General features: G+C 55.7%; 16 protein-coding genes. 5 read left to right on the top strand and 11 right to left on the bottom strand.

The window, feature by feature from the left end:
* Positions 1 to 16: 16 nt before the first annotated feature.
* Together BM007_RS03185 and slyB are read right to left on the bottom strand one after the other, a co-directional pair.
* Positions 17 to 1,378, bottom strand: a complete 1,362-nt coding sequence (locus tag BM007_RS03185) for a sensor domain-containing diguanylate cyclase (RefSeq protein WP_090417237.1) — start codon at positions 1,376 to 1,378, stop codon at positions 17 to 19.
* Between the two features lie 196 nt (positions 1,379 to 1,574).
* Positions 1,575 to 2,042, bottom strand: coding sequence for an outer membrane lipoprotein SlyB (gene slyB, locus BM007_RS03180; protein WP_008500578.1), 468 nt, complete (start codon positions 2,040 to 2,042; stop codon positions 1,575 to 1,577).
* Positions 2,043 to 2,296: 254 nt separating this feature from the next.
* Here slyB and anmK point away from each other — a divergent pair, with 254 nt between their 5' ends.
* The 5 genes from anmK to pdxY all read left to right on the top strand — a co-directional run bounded on the left by anmK (position 2,297) and on the right by pdxY (position 6,880).
* Complete coding sequence (gene anmK, locus BM007_RS03175) at positions 2,297 to 3,421, top strand: anhydro-N-acetylmuramic acid kinase (RefSeq protein WP_048991237.1); 1,125 nt, start codon at positions 2,297 to 2,299, stop codon at positions 3,419 to 3,421.
* Between the two features lie 93 nt (positions 3,422 to 3,514).
* Positions 3,515 to 3,838 (top strand): C-type lysozyme inhibitor, encoded by a 324-nt coding sequence (gene mliC, locus BM007_RS03170; RefSeq protein WP_024909356.1) that lies wholly within the window; start codon positions 3,515 to 3,517, stop codon positions 3,836 to 3,838.
* A gap of 57 nt (positions 3,839 to 3,895) precedes the next feature.
* Positions 3,896 to 4,552 (top strand): pyridoxamine 5'-phosphate oxidase, encoded by a 657-nt coding sequence (pdxH, locus tag BM007_RS03165; RefSeq protein ID WP_024909355.1) that lies wholly within the window; start codon positions 3,896 to 3,898, stop codon positions 4,550 to 4,552.
* 125 nt (positions 4,553 to 4,677) lie between these two features.
* Complete coding sequence (gene tyrS, locus BM007_RS03160) at positions 4,678 to 5,952, top strand: tyrosine--tRNA ligase (protein WP_023335449.1); 1,275 nt, start codon at positions 4,678 to 4,680, stop codon at positions 5,950 to 5,952.
* A gap of 67 nt (positions 5,953 to 6,019) precedes the next feature.
* The gene (gene pdxY / locus BM007_RS03155; RefSeq protein ID WP_024909354.1) at positions 6,020 to 6,880 is read left to right on the top strand and encodes a pyridoxal kinase PdxY; all 861 of its coding nucleotides are present in this window, start codon (positions 6,020 to 6,022) and stop codon (positions 6,878 to 6,880) included.
* 90 nt (positions 6,881 to 6,970) lie between these two features.
* Here the strand turns inward: pdxY and gstA are convergent, their stop codons facing one another.
* The 9 genes from gstA to rsxA all read right to left on the bottom strand — a co-directional run bounded on the left by gstA (position 6,971) and on the right by rsxA (position 16,056).
* Positions 6,971 to 7,576 (bottom strand): glutathione transferase GstA, encoded by a 606-nt coding sequence (gstA, locus tag BM007_RS03150; protein WP_061715411.1) that lies wholly within the window; start codon positions 7,574 to 7,576, stop codon positions 6,971 to 6,973.
* Positions 7,577 to 7,681: 105 nt separating this feature from the next.
* Entirely contained in the window at positions 7,682 to 9,190 is a 1,509-nt protein-coding gene (gene dtpA, locus BM007_RS03145; RefSeq protein ID WP_024909352.1) for a dipeptide/tripeptide permease DtpA, read from the bottom strand.
* A 591-nt stretch (positions 9,191 to 9,781) separates the two neighbouring features.
* Complete coding sequence (gene nth, locus BM007_RS03140) at positions 9,782 to 10,417, bottom strand: endonuclease III (RefSeq protein WP_008500570.1); 636 nt, start codon at positions 10,415 to 10,417, stop codon at positions 9,782 to 9,784.
* A complete protein-coding gene (locus BM007_RS03135; protein WP_023617347.1) occupies positions 10,414 to 11,100 on the bottom strand; it encodes an electron transport complex subunit E in 687 nt (228 codons plus the stop codon). Before BM007_RS03135 ends, nth begins: the two co-directional genes overlap by 4 nt.
* A gap of 2 nt (positions 11,101 to 11,102) precedes the next feature.
* A complete protein-coding gene (gene rsxG / locus BM007_RS03130; RefSeq protein ID WP_032651034.1) occupies positions 11,103 to 11,723 on the bottom strand; it encodes an electron transport complex subunit RsxG in 621 nt (206 codons plus the stop codon).
* A 10-nt stretch (positions 11,724 to 11,733) separates the two neighbouring features.
* Entirely contained in the window at positions 11,734 to 12,786 is a 1,053-nt protein-coding gene (rsxD, locus tag BM007_RS03125; protein ID WP_032651036.1) for an electron transport complex subunit RsxD, read from the bottom strand.
* Complete coding sequence (gene rsxC, locus BM007_RS03120) at positions 12,787 to 14,904, bottom strand: electron transport complex subunit RsxC (protein ID WP_090417235.1); 2,118 nt, start codon at positions 14,902 to 14,904, stop codon at positions 12,787 to 12,789.
* Positions 14,897 to 15,475 carry an electron transport complex subunit RsxB gene (rsxB, locus tag BM007_RS03115; RefSeq protein ID WP_032651039.1) on the bottom strand — a complete coding sequence of 193 codons (579 nt, stop codon included), beginning with the start codon at positions 15,473 to 15,475 and terminating at the stop codon, positions 14,897 to 14,899. Before rsxB ends, rsxC begins: the two co-directional genes overlap by 8 nt.
* Positions 15,475 to 16,056 carry an electron transport complex subunit RsxA gene (rsxA, locus tag BM007_RS03110; protein WP_008500564.1) on the bottom strand — a complete coding sequence of 194 codons (582 nt, stop codon included), beginning with the start codon at positions 16,054 to 16,056 and terminating at the stop codon, positions 15,475 to 15,477. The genes rsxB and rsxA overlap by 1 nt, the downstream gene beginning before the upstream one ends.
* Positions 16,057 to 16,104: the final 48 nt, after the last annotated feature.

The raw sequence follows: 16,104 nt of genomic DNA, 5'->3' as shown, positions 1-16,104 counted from the left end.
GCAGCAAGGCCTTTTTTTACTTAAAGACGACCACACGGTTACGACCCGTCTCCTTCGCTTCATACATCGCCTTGTCGGCACTTTCCACGCACGTTTCTGCGGTTATCGTTGATGACGTTGCCGTAAACACCCCCATACTGATGGTGATGGGCTCCGGCAACTGACCGCCGCTGCTGGTTTTATCAAAGCTGCTTAGCTTCATGCGTATGCGCTCGGCCACCTGGTACGCGGAGTCTGACGACGTGTTGGCCAGCATCAGCACAAACTCCTCACCGCCGATACGGGCCGCGATGTCCTGCGGGCGCACGGAATCCATTAGCAGGTTGGCGACAAACTGCAGGACTTTATCGCCCTGGAGATGTCCGTAGGTGTCGTTAATACGCTTGAAGCGATCGAGATCGCTGACGATGACGGAAACGGGGCGATTGGGTCTGGCGATATCCAGCGCCTGGTTTAACGATTCATAAAAATAGCTGCGGTTATAAAGGCGCGTGAGCGGGTCGCGGATCGAGTTCTGATACGACTGCTGATATTTTACGTGTGAGTCGCGATACAGTCTGAAGACATCGTAAAGCAGAACAAAAATAATCAGCAGCGTGGCGACAGTTTCAAATAACCGGGCGCGGTACCAGGAGATATCTTCGGCATGTCCACCTGCTAACAGCATTGAAAGCGTGACGATATAGCAAACGCACAGAAAATTTCCGCCTACCCAGAATAAATTGCGCACGCGCGTGACAAACATCAGCGCTACTAATGTTATCACCCAGAAAACAATTAAAGATATATTAATGCAATGGCTCCAGAGGACCATAAACTGCCGGGTTTCATTATCAACCAGGTCAATGGATAACAAGGGTGAGTGGCTGGAATATATCCAGGCCAGTCCCACTGCACAGGCGGTAAAAAGAGACGCCCCGCTCACAATTGAGATATGCGCCAACCGTGAAAGAGGGTAATCGCGCATGGGATAGAGTATTGCTGCCACGATAAACAGCACCGCCATTAAAAAGTGGCGGAACATATAGTAGATCATCGCATCGTTGTAGTTCACGACGTTGAACTGATAGAGATCCAGCCAGGCGGGGAAGCTGGTCAGCGTTCCGACCATCAGCAGTGCGGACCCGGCAAAGGCAAAGGCGATTGCGACCAGATACAACCGTCTTTTGTCACACCAGTATTTCATTGCCATAAAACAGGCAATAAACAGGTGAAACACCAGAAGAAAAATGGTGAGCGTAGGGAATAAAAGTGGTGAAAAGGACGGAACCCATTCAACGAGTTTTAAAAAAAGCGCGTGTAATATCTCGATAACAACAAGGCAACCGAGACAGAACGTAATATAACGGCTCGTTAGAGCGCGACGATTCGCAAGCATAGAATTTTTACAAATTATAATGAATAAAGAGAAGATGGTTGCGAAGAGTCTAATCAATTAGTGCAATAAATACTTTGCGCAGAAACAATATAAGGCGTGATTAATAATGGATGAGGTGAATGTATTTTGTAATTATATTTGTGAGAGTGATATATATTGTAAATGGATGTGGCCCGAGGACCACATCCACTTTTAATTAACGTGGGGAAACGGTCACCTGGCTTCCGTTGCTCGCCAGCACAACGCGCTGGCCTGCAGAGAAGCGGGTGCTGCCTTGTTTCTGAACAACCATGATCGTGCTGCCGTCGTCTTTACGGATTTCCAGCTCTACGCCCTGGGTTTTGTTCATCGCACCCTGAACGCCCTGGCCGGCTACGCCACCCGCAACGGCACCTGCGGCTGTTGCCAGAGAGCGACCCGTGCCGCCGCCGACGGTATTACCCAGGAAACCACCCAGGACGGCACCGCCAATTGCGCCCATCACGTTGTTTTCATCGCCACCCTGAATCTGTACAGGGCGTGCGTTAACAACGGTACCGTAAGTCACGTTCTGAACTTGTTTCGCTTCAGAAGCGCTGTAAACGTCGCCAGAAAGTGAACTGTCATTCACACAGCCAGCCAGAGTTAAACCAATCAGCGAAACGCCCAGTACACGTAAAATCATTTGAATCTCCTGTTCACCAAAAACGCCCGATTGAGGGCATCCGTTATGGCTAAATTATATGGCATAAGGAGCCATAGTTCATATCTTTGCATTAACAATAGGAAAATTGTACTTGAATTTGACTTAACGAGACATAAACAGGTCCGCCTGTGTTACCCGTCTGACATTGTTAAAAAATATTATTGCCGGATGGCAAAGCGGCGCCGTTTATGGTTGAGTGGATATCCTTAGCCCACGCAACGTAAGGAAAGCGCATGAAATCGGGTCGCTACATTGGTGTGATGTCAGGCACCAGTCTGGATGGGGTAGATGTCGTTCTGGCCGCCATTGACGAAAACATGGTGGCACAGCAGGCGAGCCTGACCTGGCCAATCCCCATTTCACTGAAAGAGGATATTCTGAGTATCTGTCAGGGGCAGAAGCTGACCCTCTCCCAGCTTGGACAGCTGGATGTCCGCCTGGGAGCGCTGTTTGCGGATGCGGTGCAGGCTTTGATGCAAAAAGAACGTCTTCGCCCGCAGGATGTGGTGGCCATCGGGTGTCACGGACAAACGGTCTGGCATGAGCCCATCGGAGAGGCCCCGCATACTCTGCAAATCGGCGATAACAACCAGATTGTGGCGAAGACGGGCGTGACGGTAGTAGGCGATTTCCGTCGTCGTGACATCGCCCTTGGCGGACAGGGCGCGCCGCTGGTGCCCGCGTTCCATCAGGCGTTACTGGCGCACCCTTCAGAACGGCGCATGGTGCTTAACATTGGTGGGATCGCCAATCTGTCGATGCTTATTCCTGGACAGCCGGTCCGCGGCTACGATACCGGCCCGGGCAATATGCTAATGGATGCCTGGATCTGGCGTCAGTGCGGCCAAGCGTATGATAAAAACGCGGAGTGGGCGAGCGGAGGGAAAGTGATTCTTCCGCTGCTGCAGTCGATGCTAAGCGATCCTTATTTTGCCCTGCCGGCCCCTAAGAGCACGGGGCGTGAATACTTCAACCTGGGCTGGCTTGAGCGTCAGCTGGCGCCATTCCCGGCGCTCGCGCCGCAGGATGTCCAGGCGACGCTTGCTGAGCTGACGGCCGTGTCGATCTCCGAACAGGTTCTGCTCAGCGGTGGGTGTGAGCGCCTGCTGGTGTGCGGCGGAGGAAGCCGTAACCCGCTAGTGATGGCGCGTCTTGCCGGGCTGCTGCCGGGTACCGAAGTGACCACGACCGATGAGGCCGGCATCAGCGGTGATGATATGGAGGCGCTGGCCTTCGCATGGCTCGCCTGGCGCACCATTGCCGGACTGCCGGGCAACTTGCCGTCGGTAACCGGTGCGCGTGAAGCGAGCGTCCTCGGGGCGATTTTCCCGGCCAATCCTCGTCATAATCAGAGTTAACTGAAATTCAGCGCGGCGCGTCGTCGTTAGAATGGAACGAAACAGGGGGGCAGCCATGCCCTCCAGGACCAGGAAAGTCTTCGGAATACGCCCATGAAAAAACTTCTTCTTATTGCCGCCCCTTTGTTGCTGTCAGGATGCAGCGTCTATAACCAGTTCCTTGAGCGCATGCAGACCGATACGCTGGAGTATCGCTGCGACGAAAAACCGTTGACCGTGAAGCTGAATAATCCACGTCAGGAGGCCAGCTTTGTTTACGACAATAAATTGCTGACGCTGAAGCAGGGTATGTCGGCCTCCGGCGCACGTTACTCCGACGGTATCTACGTCTTCTGGTCGAAAGGCGACAGCGCCACGGTCTACAAGCGCGACCGCATTGTGCTGAACAATTGCCAGCTCGAAAACCCGAAGCGTTGAGATTTTTACAGGGGCGGCGCACAATAGCGCCACCCACTCTCAATGTCAGCTAACGCCATGTCAGATAACGATGAACTGCAGCAAATTGCGCATCTGCGCCGTGAATACACCAAAGGCGGCCTGCGTCGCCAGGATCTTCCCGCTGAACCCCTCGTGCTTTTTGAACGCTGGCTGAAACAGGCCTGCGAAGCGAAACTCGCCGATCCAACGGCCATGGTTGTCGCGACGGTAGATGAAAACGGTCAACCGTATCAGCGCATCGTATTGCTCAAGCATTATGACGAGAAAGGACTGGTGTTCTATACCAACCTTGGCAGTCGCAAAGCGCACCATTTAGAAAATAATCCGCGCATCAGCCTGCTGTTCCCGTGGCATATGCTGGAGCGTCAGGTGATGGTCACCGGCAAAGCGGAACGTCTCTCGACGCTGGAAGTGGTGAAGTATTTCCACAGTCGCCCGCGTGACAGCCAGATTGGCGCCTGGGTATCAAAACAGTCCAGCCGAATTTCCGCCCGCGGCGTGCTGGAAAGTAAATTCCTGGAGCTGAAACAGAAGTTCCAGCAGGGTGAAATTCCCCTGCCAAGTTTCTGGGGCGGTTTCCGTATCCCGATTGAGCAGATGGAGTTCTGGCAGGGGGGCGAACACCGCCTGCACGACCGCTTTTTATACCAGCGCGAGAATGGCGGCTGGAAAATCGACAGACTGGCACCGTAATCCCCGAAATTTGTTGATTTAAGCGCTAGCGCACACCGCGCTTGCGCTTTATTCTATGGTCCTTTCGCATCAGGCGAAAAGTCGTGTACCGGCAAAGGTGCAGTCGTTTATACATGGAGAATTTGATGGCAAGCAGTAACTTGATTAAACAATTGCAAGAGCGGGGCCTCGTGGCCCAGGTGACGGACGAGGAAGCGTTAGCAGAGCGACTGGCGCAAGGCCCGATCGCGCTCTATTGCGGCTTCGATCCCACCGCTGACAGCTTGCATTTGGGGCATCTTGTTCCATTGTTATGCCTGAAACGCTTCCAGATGGCGGGCCATAAGCCTGTTGCCCTGGTGGGTGGCGCGACCGGTCTGATTGGTGACCCAAGCTTTAAAGCCGCTGAGCGTAAACTGAATACCGAAGATACCGTGCAGGAGTGGGTAGATAAGATCCGCAAACAGGTTGCACCGTTCCTCGACTTCAACTGTGGTGATAATGCCGCCATTGCCGCGAACAACTACGACTGGTTTGGCAGCATGAACGTGCTGACCTTCCTGCGTGATATCGGCAAGCACTTCTCTGTTAACCAGATGATTAACAAAGAGGCCGTGAAGCAGCGTCTGAACCGCGACGACCAGGGTATCTCCTTTACCGAGTTCTCCTACAACCTGCTGCAGGGGTATGACTTTGCCTGCCTGAACAAACTGCACGGCGTTTCCCTGCAGATTGGCGGTTCCGATCAGTGGGGTAACATCACCTCCGGTATCGACCTGACCCGTCGCCTGCACCAGAATCAGGTCTTTGGTCTGACCGTTCCGCTGATCACCAAAGCAGACGGCACCAAATTCGGTAAAACCGAAGGCGGCGCGGTGTGGCTCGATCCGAAGAAAACCAGCCCGTACAAGTTCTACCAGTTCTGGATCAACACGGCGGATGCCGATGTTTACCGCTTCCTGAAGTTCTTCACCTTTATGGACATTGAAGAGATCAACGCGCTGGAAGAAGAAGACAAGAACAGCGGTAAAGCACCGCGCGCTCAGTACGTGCTGGCGGACGAAGTGACCAAACTGGTTCACGGTGAAGAAGGTCTGGCCGCGGCAAAACGCATTACCGCAAGCCTGTTCAACGGTACCCTGAGCGATCTGAGCGAAGCGGACTTCGAACAGCTGGCGCAGGACGGTGTGCCGATGGTTGAGATGGAAAAAGGGGCTGACCTGATGCAGGCGCTGGTGGACTCCGAGCTCCAGCCTTCCCGCGGTCAGGCGCGTAAAACCATCGCGTCTAACGCTATCACCATCAACGGTGAGAAGCAGGCCGACCCGGAATACACCTTCGTTGACGGCGATCGTCTGTATGGTCGCTACACGCTGCTGCGTCGCGGCAAGAAGAACTACTGCCTTGTCTGCTGGAAGTAATTAACAGTCTCCAGGGGGCGTGGGAAACCACGCCCCTTTTGTTTTTTCAGGGTTTGGTAAGAAAAAAATGAAGAACATCCTCGCCATTCAGTCCCACGTTGTTTTTGGACACGCTGGCAATAGCGCCGCGGAATTCCCGATGCGTCGCCTCGGCGTCAACGTCTGGCCCCTTAATACCGTGCAGTTCTCTAACCACACGCAATACGGCAAATGGACCGGCTGCGTGATGCCGCCTTCGCACCTCACTGAGGTTGTGCAGGGTATTGCCGATATCGACCAGCTCAAACGCTGTGACGCCGTGCTGAGCGGTTACCTCGGCTCAGCGGAGCAGGGGGAGCATATCCTCGGTATCGTGCGCCAGGTGAAAGCCGCCAACCCGTCGGCAAAATACTTCTGCGACCCCGTCATGGGGCATCCGGAGAAAGGCTGTATCGTGGCGCCGGGTGTTGCAGAGTTTCACGTCCGTCACGCGCTGCCCGCCAGCGATATCATTGCGCCAAACCTGGTCGAACTCGAAATTCTCTGCGAGCGTCCGGTTAACAGCGTAGAAGAGGCCGTAAGCGCGTCCCGCGAGCTTATCGCGCTGGGGCCTGACGTTGTGCTGGTAAAACACCTTGCGCGCGCAGGGCTGAGCCAGGACCGTTTTGAGATGCTGCTGGTAACGAAAGATGACGCCTGGCATATCAGCCGTCCGCTGGTGGATTTTGGCCAGCGCCAGCCGGTTGGGGTCGGAGATGTCACCAGCGGTCTGCTGCTGGTGAAATTACTGCAAGGGGCGACAATGCGCGACGCGCTCGAGCATGTTACTGCGGCGGTGTACGAAATCATGATTGCGACGAAAGAGATGCAGGAATATGAACTGCAGGTGGTCGCGGCACAGGATCGTATCGCGAAGCCGGAGCACTATTTCAGCGCTACCCAGCTTTAAACACCGCCCGGCGGCGCTGCGCTTGCACGGGCCTACGGAATTCGTAGGCCGGGTAAGCGTCAGCGCCACCCGGCAACACAGTCTGCTCGGTTAATTCAACCCTTCCGCTTTCAGCGCCGCAGCCACCGCAGGACGCTCTGCCACGCGTTTCATATACGCTGCAATATGGTCTAACCCTTCCAGGTTAAGCTTAACCGCGCGCGCCCAGCGCAGCACGGTGAACAGGTATGCGTCGGCAATCGTGAAGCGCGAACCTGCAATCCACTGATCGTCTTTCAGCGACGCGTTAACGTACTGCAACTTTTTCTCAAGAAGGGCGCGCAGGGTCGGTTTGAACTCTTCCGGCGTATCCGGGCGGAACAGGGGGGTAAAGCCTTTGTGCAGCTCGGTGGCAATGTAGTTCAGCCATTCCAGCGTCTTATAACGCGAAATGGTACTGACCGGTGCCAGCAGATGGCGATCGGGTACGCTATCGGCCAGGAACTGCATAATCGCCACGCCTTCGGTCAGCAGAGTACCGTCATCCAGCAAGAGCGCCGGAACTTGTCCTTTCGGGTTGATGGCAAGAAAATCATCGCCGTTTTCCAGACGTTTTTTCATCAGGTCAACGCCATCCAGCGTGAAATCTTTGCCGCTCTCGCGCAGGGTGATATGGGAAGCAAGAGAGCACGCACCCGGTTTGTAGAACAGTTTCATCGGTAACTCCTTTTTGCTGAGGTTTCAGCTATGTTAGTGCGCAAACGGATAAAAAAAAAGCCGCTAATGCATTAGCGGCTTCTGGTCAGTCGTTTCTCACGGAAATCACGCGGTAGCGGTGTTTGTCGCTTTAGCGGTCTTGTCGTCGTCCTGAGTCATACGGTTCAGTTTCGGCGCGGTCAGCAGCATCAGAGCGGCAATTACCGCAGTCGCGATACCAATCTGCATGAACACGGTACCGTAGACGTTCAGGGAAAGCAGTGGATCGGTTACATTTTCCGGAACAGCCATCAGGTTAGCAATCTTACCCGCGATGATTGCCGCACCGGCAGTGGTCAGGAACCAGCTACCCATGATGAAGCCCATCAAACGCTGAGGAACCAGCTGCGCAACCATGGCCAGTCCCAGGCCGGAGATCATCAGCTCGCCGATAGACTGCAGCGCGTAGCTCAGGATCAGCCAGTTAACGGAAACGATACCTGCGTCGGACGCAAATTTGGTACCCAGTGGCAGTACCAGGAAGGCACCAGAACACAGCACCATACCCAGCGCAAACTTGTGCGGCATCGGCAGACGGTCACCCATCTTGTTATAGATAGCGGCCAGAATTGGGGAACCAATCATGATCCAGAACGGGTTCAGTGCCTGGAACTGCTCAGGTTCAAACGCGATACCCAGAATGGAGTGCTCTACGTTACGGATGGCGAAGAAGTTCAGTGAAGTTGGCATCTGGCTGTACAGCACGAAGAAGATAATCGCTTCCAGCATCAGAATGAACGCCACAATCATCTTGCGACGGGCCGCACCCTGCATGGCGAATGCTTCTTTTGCAAAGATGACCACGATACCCAGCGCAACCACGCCCAGAACGGCACGTGCGATACCCTGGTTGTGCAGCAGCCAGGTGGCGATGGCCGCGAGGACAACAACGCCCACGATGGTGGCCAGCAGTTTGCCCATATGCACAGGCTCGAAGTCAGGTTTTGAACCGTAGTCTTTAACCCAGCTGCGGCAGAACAGGAAGTTCACCACGGTGATCAACATACCCACGAAGCTCAGTGCAAATGCCACGCTCCAGCCGAATTTCGCCGCTAGCCATGGAGTTGCCAGCATAGAGAAGAACGAACCGATGTTGATGGACATGTAGTACATGGTAAATGCACCGTCCAGGCGCGGATCGTCTTTGTTGTAGCAGGTCGAAAGCAGAGAGGACGGGTTCGCTTTGAACAGACCATTACCGACGGCAATCGTCGCCATACCCATATACACGACAGCGGCATCATGCCCTGACCATGCAACCAGACCATAGCCGATCGCCAGGACAATGGCGCCCAGCATAATGACGCGTTTAGTCCCGAGGACTTTATCGCCCAGCCAGCCGCCAATCGCGACCAGACCGTACACCAGAGCACTGAAGGAAGAGAACAGCGTGATGGAATCGGCTTCGGACATACCCAGCTGTTTTACCAGGTAAACCGCCATGATCCCTTGCAGGCCGTAATAACCAAAACGCTCCCATAACTCGATAGAGAAGATGAGATAGAACGCTTTAGGTTGTTTAAAAGCGTTAAGACTCACGCTTTCATCTGTTGGTTTATTGTTTGCAGTAGACACATATACCTCTTTTTTTACATCCCATATTAATGGGGGTGTTCATAGCGTGATGGCCGTAGTCCATACGCCTTATAGTTATATTGGGAGGAGAAACGGCGGGTAATGTTCACTATCCTGCCCCGTCTGGCAATACGTTTGTAATAATCTGTTACATATATCTGGAGTGGTATAATCGTCGGTTCATGCAAATGTTATTCAGCGTTAAATTTCATACGATGAGTAAAGGTAGTTTTTTCGACTGGTAATGACCCGTCCGGATCGGCTTTTGGCGATATGTTCTGCTATTTGTCGCTTTACGCAGTGATATAGCCCATATTCTGAAAAATAGCTGGTCTTATCTTCGGTGATGGGAGGTGAGTATCTTGTCAGACAAAGGGTTTAGGCCGATTTTGACAACAAAAATTCAACATGAAGTTATCAGGGTGATCGCGATCACAGATGTATAGAAATTTTTGGCCATGAAAAAAGTATTAACCTGTTTGAGCGTTAAACAACCGAACAAGTGACAGGTCAGAGTAAGCGAAAGACGGACAAGTAACGGCCAAAAGAAGAGCATTCGATAGCCCTTCCTTTAATATGGGATTGGGGCGATCAGGGATACACTTTTTCTTTGTATTCGCAGAGATCTTCGATAATGCAGGAGCCGCAGCGAGGCTTGCGGGCAATACAGGTATATCGGCCGTGCAGAATCAGCCAGTGATGGCAATCCACCTTAAATTCTGCCGGAACCACTTTCAGCAGTTTCTCTTCGACCTGCTCGACGTTTTTCCCCGGCGCGAAGTTGGTCCGGTTAGACACGCGAAATATATGCGTATCCACGGCGATAGTGGGCCAGCCAAACGCAGTGTTAAGCACCACGTTTGCGGTCTTACGCCCCACGCCCGGTAAGGCTTCCAGCGCAGCGCGGTCCTCCGGCACTTCGCCTCCGTGCTGTTCCAGCAGGATCCGGCAGGTCTTGATGACGTTCTCGGCTTTGCTGTTAAACAGGCCGATGGTTTTGATATACGACTTCACGCCTTCCACGCCCAGCTCCAGCATGGCTTTCGGCGTATTGGCGACCGGATAGAGCAGGGCAGTGGCTTTATTGACGCTCACATCGGTCGCCTGCGCAGAAAGCAACACTGCGATCAGCAGCTCAAACGGGGAGGTAAAATTCAGCTCCGTCGTCGGGTGCGGGTTCTCGTCCCGCAGACGGGTCAGGATCGCAATGCGCTTTTCTTTATTCATGAAGCCTTCTCGGGTGTCCCTTCCAGAACGCTGCGCTCAGCCGCGCGGCGCTTACGTTTTTCATCAATCAGGTATTTTATCGCCAGCATCATGCCAAGGCCAATAAACGCGCCGGGCGGCAGCATGGCCAGCAGGAATGGCGTATCGGTGTGGAACACTTCAACGCGCAGCGCTTTGGCCCAGCCGCCGAGCAGCGCATCTGCGCCGTCAAACAGCGTACCGTTACCGAGGATCTCGCGCAGCGAGCCCAGCACGAACATGGCGCATGTGGCACCCATGCCAATGGAAAACCCATCCAGCGCCGACATGGCGGGGCTGTTTTTCACCGCGAAGGCTTCCGCGCGCCCGACAACGATACAGTTAGTGACGATAAGGGGAATAAAGATCCCGAGCGACTGGTACAGGCCAAACGCATAGGCGTTAATCAGCATCTGAACGATACTGACCACCGACGCAATGATCATGACGTAAATCGGAATACGAATTTCCGACGGCGTCCAGCGGCGCAGGGCAGAGATGGAGAGGTTGGTCAGGGTCAATACCAGCGTGGTTGCCAGACCCAGACCGAGCGCGTTGGTGGCGGTGGACGTTACCGCCAGCAGTGGGCACATGCCCAGAAGCTGTACCAGCGCGGAGTTGTTCTTCCACAACCCCTGGACAATAACCTCTTTAACCTGGCTCATGATTACTCCTCACAGGCCGGAAGATTGTTGATTTGCGCGGGCAGCGTTTCAGCATACAGCCCGGCTCGTTTGACGGCATTCACCACCGCACGTGGGGTGATGGTCGCCCCGGTGAACTGGTCGAATTCGCCGCCATCTTTCTTCACTGCAAACGCGGTGTCACCTTCGCCATGGATCACTTTACCGGCAAAGTGCAAAATCCAGTCGCTCAGACGGGTTTCAATTTTATCGCCAAGACCCGGCGTTTCATGGTGTTCCGTCACGCGGGTGCCCAGTATGGTGCCGGAGAAATCGCTGCCCACAAGCAGCTGAATGGCGCCGGAATAGCCGTCAGGCGCCGTCGCTTCCATCACTGCGCCGACCGGTTTATCCCCTTTGCGGGCGATAAAGAGGCGGTGTGGGCCTTTCCCAAGCTGCGGCGCGTCTACCACAAAGCAGCTTTTTTGCAGGTCATTATCGTAGAAATCGGACGGGATCACCTGATCGAACAGCGCCTTTTGCTGCTTCGAGGCCTGTTCTTCGATGGTCGTTTTGGTCAGCGCATTAACCAGTGCCGTCAGCCCCGTCAGGACCGCGGCGAAGACAGCCAGCGTGACGCCGTGTTTTTGCATCGTTTTTAACATGGCGAAACCCTTAGCGATGACCGTACACGCGTGGACGCGTGTAATAGTCGATGAGCGGAACGGTTATGTTGGCAAGCAGGACGGCAAAGGCCACGCCGTCCGGGTAGCCGCCAAAGCTGCGGATGAGCCATACCAGCAGGCCCGCCAGCGCGCCGAAGATCAGACGTCCACGGTTAGTCGTGGACGCCGTCACCGGATCCGTCAGGATAAAGAAGGCACCCAGCATGGTCGCACCGGAGAGCAAATGCATCTGCGGGCTGGCCAGTGATTCAGGGGAGAAGACCCAACCCAGCGTGGCGCAAACCGCCAGCGTCACGAGGAAGCTGACCGGAATATGCCAGCGAATGGCTTTCTGCTGCAGCAGGAACAGGCCGCCCAGCAGATACGCCAGGTTGACCCACTGCCAGCCTGCACCCGCCAGCATGCCGCTGTAGATCGCGGACTTCATGATCTGCTCAACGCTGTGCCCGGCATGCAGGGATGTTTTAAAGGTATCGAGCGGCGTCGCCTGGCTGATACCGTCCACGCCCATGCGCAGCGCGTTCATATCCGCACCGAGCGCCGTATGGCCGGTAAAGATCACGTGCAGGGCATCCATAAAGCCCGGAACCGTGGCCGCAATCTCATGCGGAGGCAGCCAGCTGGTCATCTGTACCGGGAAGGAGATCAGCAGCACCACGTAGCCAATCATCGCCGGGTTGAACGGGTTATGGCCGAGCCCGCCGTACAGCTGTTTGGCAATGATCACCGCAAACACGGTACCCAGGACCACCATCCACCATGGGGCGAACGGTGGGATACTGATGGCCAGCAGCAGGCCGGTCAACAGCGCGGAGTTATCGGCAAGAATGCGGGAGACAGCCGCCTTGCGCAGCTTAAGCACAAGCGCTTCCGCCGCTAAGGCGCTGGCACAGCCCAGGATTATCTGGAACAGGGTTCCCCAGCCGAAAAACCAGCACTGAACGGCAATGCCCGGCAGCGCCGCCAGGCAGACCAGCATCATGATGCGCGATGTCTGGCGCTGATTGTGGGTGTAAGGGGAGCTTGCGATTCTGAAAACCATTTAATCCTCGTTAACTGCTTGCTGTGCGGCTTTCTTCGCCTGAACGCGCGCAATGGCGGCGGCGACGGCGGCCTTGCGCGGGTCATCGTTGGCGGCCTGCGGTTGCTCATCCTGCTGCGCCGCTTTACGTGCTTTAGCGCGGGCAATCGCCGCTTCGACGGCGGCTTTACGCGGGTCGACCGGCGCTTCGGGTTCTGCGGTTTGTGTCTGCTGCGCTGCTTTGCGCGCTTTAGCACGGGCAATCGCCGCTTCGACGGCGGCTTTACGCGGGTCGACCGGCGCTTCGGGTTCTGCGGTTTGTGTCTGCTGCGCTGCTTTGCGCGCTTTAGCACGGGCAATCGCCGCTTCGACGGCCGCTTTGCGAGGGTCGACGGCTTCCTGCTCGACCACCACATTCTGCTCACCGGCTTTGCGGGCTTTAGCGCGGGCTATTGCCGCTTCAACGGCGGCTTTACGCGGGTCGATCTCCGCCTCTGCCTGGACCGTTTGCGCTTTTTCAGCCTGACGGGCGCGCGCTGCGGCCTTACGTGCTTCACGCGCGGCAATCGCTTCGCTGTTGTCCGGCTTCTCGCCGGCCGGGATCACCACAGGCTGCGCTGCAGTGGCTTTTTTCTCGCGAACGCGCGCCAGTGCGGCGTTAATCGCATCCTGATCTTTCTCGGCAGGCTGAACGGCGGCCTGCTTATGGCGCTCCTGACGGGCGATTTTTTCGCGTTCCAGTCGCGCCTGGCGCGCTTCGAAGCGCGCTTTGGCTTCTGCCGCGCGTTTTTCTTCCATGGAGATGGCATAAATTTCAGCCTTCTCCTGGCGGAAATACTGCACCAGAGGAATATTGCTAGGGCATACCCAGGCGCAGGCACCGCATTCAATGCAGTCGGCCAGGTTATGGGCTTTCGCCTTGTCGTGCAGCTGGCCTTTGCTGTACCAGTAGAGCTGCTGCGGCAGCAGATCCGCCGGGCAGGCGTCGGCACAGGCGCTGCAGCGGATGCAGCCTTTCTCTTCCTGCTCCTCGCCCATTTCGGTCGGCGAAGGCGCGAGCAGGCAGTTGGTGATTTTCACTACCGGAACGTCCAGCCATGGCAGGGTAAAGCCCATCAGCGGGCCGCCCATGATCACCATCTGGTCGCTGCCCGGGCAAAACTCAGCCTGTTCCAGCAGATGACGCACCGGCGTACCCAGACGCGCCCAGACGTTGCCCGGACGAGAAATTGATTCCCCGGTCAGCGTCACCACGCGCTCGGTTAACGGTTCGCCGTCAATCACCGCGCGCTTCACGGCATACGCGGTGCCGACGTTTTGCATCAGCACGCCGATATCCGAAGAGCGTCCGCCATGCGGGACCTGCTTGCCGGTGAGAATTTGCGTCAGCTGTTTTGCGCCGCCGGAAGGGTACTTGGTCGGGATAACGCGCAGGCTAATATCGTGACTGCCCGCCAGCACGGCGCGCAGCATTGAAATAGCCTGCGGTTTATTGTCTTCGATACCGATCAGCACTTCCCGCGGTTGCAGAATGTGCGCGAGGATGCGGATGCCTTCCACCACCTGGGCGGCGCAGTCCTGCATCAGACGATCGTCGGCGGTGATATACGGCTCGCACTCGGCGGCGTTAATAATCAACGTCTGAATGTTATCGCCACCGCCGCGGAGTTTAACACCGGTCGGGAAGCCTGCACCACCCAGACCAGCAACGCCGAACTGATGAATGCGCTCGATAAGCGCTTCGCGGCTGTGGGCGCGGTAATCGCTCCAGCCGTCACGGTCAATCCAGCGGTCTTCGCCGTCGGCTTCAATCATCACGCTCAGCTCTGAGAGCGCGGACGGATGCGCCACCGTATGAGGGGCGATAGCAACCACCTTACCGGAGGTGGGGGCATGCACCGGCAGCATACGTCCGCGACCAAAGGTCAGCGGCTGACCGCGAAGCACCGTATCGCCTTCTTTCACGCACAGCTCACCCTCCGCGCCGATGTGCTGCTTGAGCGGCATAACGAAACGGGTCGCCAGCGGAATTTGACGCAGCGGCGTGCCGTTAGACTGGGTTTTCATTTCCGGTGGATGAATACCGCCGTCAAAGTCCCAAATCTTCTCTTTTCTGAAAGCAGAAAATAACTTAAGCATGTTGTTCCACAGGAATATTGCGAACCGGAATGGCTTGAAGATCCCACTTCCAGCTTTCGGTAGTCGTTTCAACCGGGCGCAGCTCGATACATTGCGTCGGGCAGGGGGCCACGCAGAGGTTACAGCCGGTGCAGAGGTCCGCCACGACGGTGTGCATGGCGCGGGTTGCGCCCACAATGGCGTCAACCGGGCAGGCCTGAATACATTTGGTGCAGCCGATACAGTTGGCTTCGTCGATCACGGCCAGCGCGCGGACCGGCTCCTGTACGTCCGCATCGCCATCAACAGGCTGCGGGTCAACGTTAAGCAGGGCCGCAATTTTCAACATCACCGCTTCGCCACCGGGCGCACAGCGGTTAATTTTTTCACCCTGAACCCCTACCGCTTCGGCATAAGGGCGGCAGCCGGGGTAGCCGCACTGCCCGCACTGGCTTTGTGGCAGAAGCTCATCAATTTTTTCTACAACGGGATCGTCCTCTACCGCGAAACGGCGGGAGGCGTAGCCCAGGATAAGGCCAAACACCAACCCCAGAACGCTGATAGAGGCGATGGCAATCCAGATAGCATTCATTACAACTTCACCAGACCACTAAAGCCCATAAAGGCCAGAGACATTAAACCTGCGGTCACCAGCGCAATCGCGTTACCGCGGAAGGGCGCAGGGATATCCGCTGCTGCCAGGCGCTCGCGAATGGAGGCGAACAGCACCATCACCAGAGAGAAACCGACTGCCGCAGAGAAACCATACAGCGCCGACTGCATAAAGTTATGGCCAAGGTTGATGTTCAGCAGCGCTACGCCGAGAACCGCACAGTTGGTGGTGATCAGCGGCAGGAAGATACCCAGCAGGCGATAAAGCGCCGGGCTGGTTTTGCGCACCACCATTTCGGTAAATTGCACCACCACCGCGATAACCAGAATAAAGGCCAGCGTACGAAGATAGGTTAATCCCAGCGGGATGAGGATCCAGGTATCGATCCACCACGCGCAGATGGACGCCAGCGTCATCACGAAGGTCGTCGCCAGCCCCATACCCATTGCTGTTTCCAGCTTTTTGGAAACGCCCATAAACGGACACAGGCCAAGGAACTTCACCAGAACGAAGTTGTTAACCAGCACGGTGCCGACAAAGAGCAGTAAGTAATCGGTCATTATTTAGCCTGAAATAAAAAAGCCGCCTATTATCGGACAAACCGACGC

The sequence above is a fragment of the Enterobacter sp. NFIX59 genome (genome assembly GCF_900113755.1).
Taxonomy (GTDB): Bacteria; Pseudomonadota; Gammaproteobacteria; order Enterobacterales; family Enterobacteriaceae; genus Enterobacter; species Enterobacter pseudoroggenkampii.
Note: the sequence above shows the minus strand (reverse complement) of the source record. Positions and strands in the feature narration are given on the sequence as shown.

Bases quoted from the DNA above. Each gene is read 5' to 3' on its own strand.
- BM007_RS03185 (WP_090417237.1), bottom strand. From the start codon at position 1,378: ATGCTTGCGAATCGTCGCGCTCTAACGAGCCGTTATATTACGTTCTGT.
- slyB (WP_008500578.1), bottom strand. From the start codon at position 2,042: ATGATTTTACGTGTACTGGGCGTTTCGCTGATTGGTTTAACTCTGGCT.
- anmK (WP_048991237.1), top strand. From the start codon at position 2,297: ATGAAATCGGGTCGCTACATTGGTGTGATGTCAGGCACCAGTCTGGAT.
- mliC (WP_024909356.1), top strand. From the start codon at position 3,515: ATGAAAAAACTTCTTCTTATTGCCGCCCCTTTGTTGCTGTCAGGATGC.
- pdxH (WP_024909355.1), top strand. From the start codon at position 3,896: ATGTCAGATAACGATGAACTGCAGCAAATTGCGCATCTGCGCCGTGAA.
- tyrS (WP_023335449.1), top strand. From the start codon at position 4,678: ATGGCAAGCAGTAACTTGATTAAACAATTGCAAGAGCGGGGCCTCGTG.
- pdxY (WP_024909354.1), top strand. From the start codon at position 6,020: ATGAAGAACATCCTCGCCATTCAGTCCCACGTTGTTTTTGGACACGCT.
- gstA (WP_061715411.1), bottom strand. From the start codon at position 7,576: ATGAAACTGTTCTACAAACCGGGTGCGTGCTCTCTTGCTTCCCATATC.
- nth (WP_008500570.1), bottom strand. From the start codon at position 10,417: ATGAATAAAGAAAAGCGCATTGCGATCCTGACCCGTCTGCGGGACGAG.
- BM007_RS03135 (WP_023617347.1), bottom strand. From the start codon at position 11,100: ATGAGCCAGGTTAAAGAGGTTATTGTCCAGGGGTTGTGGAAGAACAAC.
- rsxG (WP_032651034.1), bottom strand. From the start codon at position 11,723: ATGTTAAAAACGATGCAAAAACACGGCGTCACGCTGGCTGTCTTCGCC.
- rsxD (WP_032651036.1), bottom strand. From the start codon at position 12,786: ATGGTTTTCAGAATCGCAAGCTCCCCTTACACCCACAATCAGCGCCAG.
- rsxC (WP_090417235.1), bottom strand. From the start codon at position 14,904: ATGCTTAAGTTATTTTCTGCTTTCAGAAAAGAGAAGATTTGGGACTTT.
- rsxB (WP_032651039.1), bottom strand. From the start codon at position 15,475: ATGAATGCTATCTGGATTGCCATCGCCTCTATCAGCGTTCTGGGGTTG.
- rsxA (WP_008500564.1), bottom strand. From the start codon at position 16,056: ATGACCGATTACTTACTGCTCTTTGTCGGCACCGTGCTGGTTAACAAC.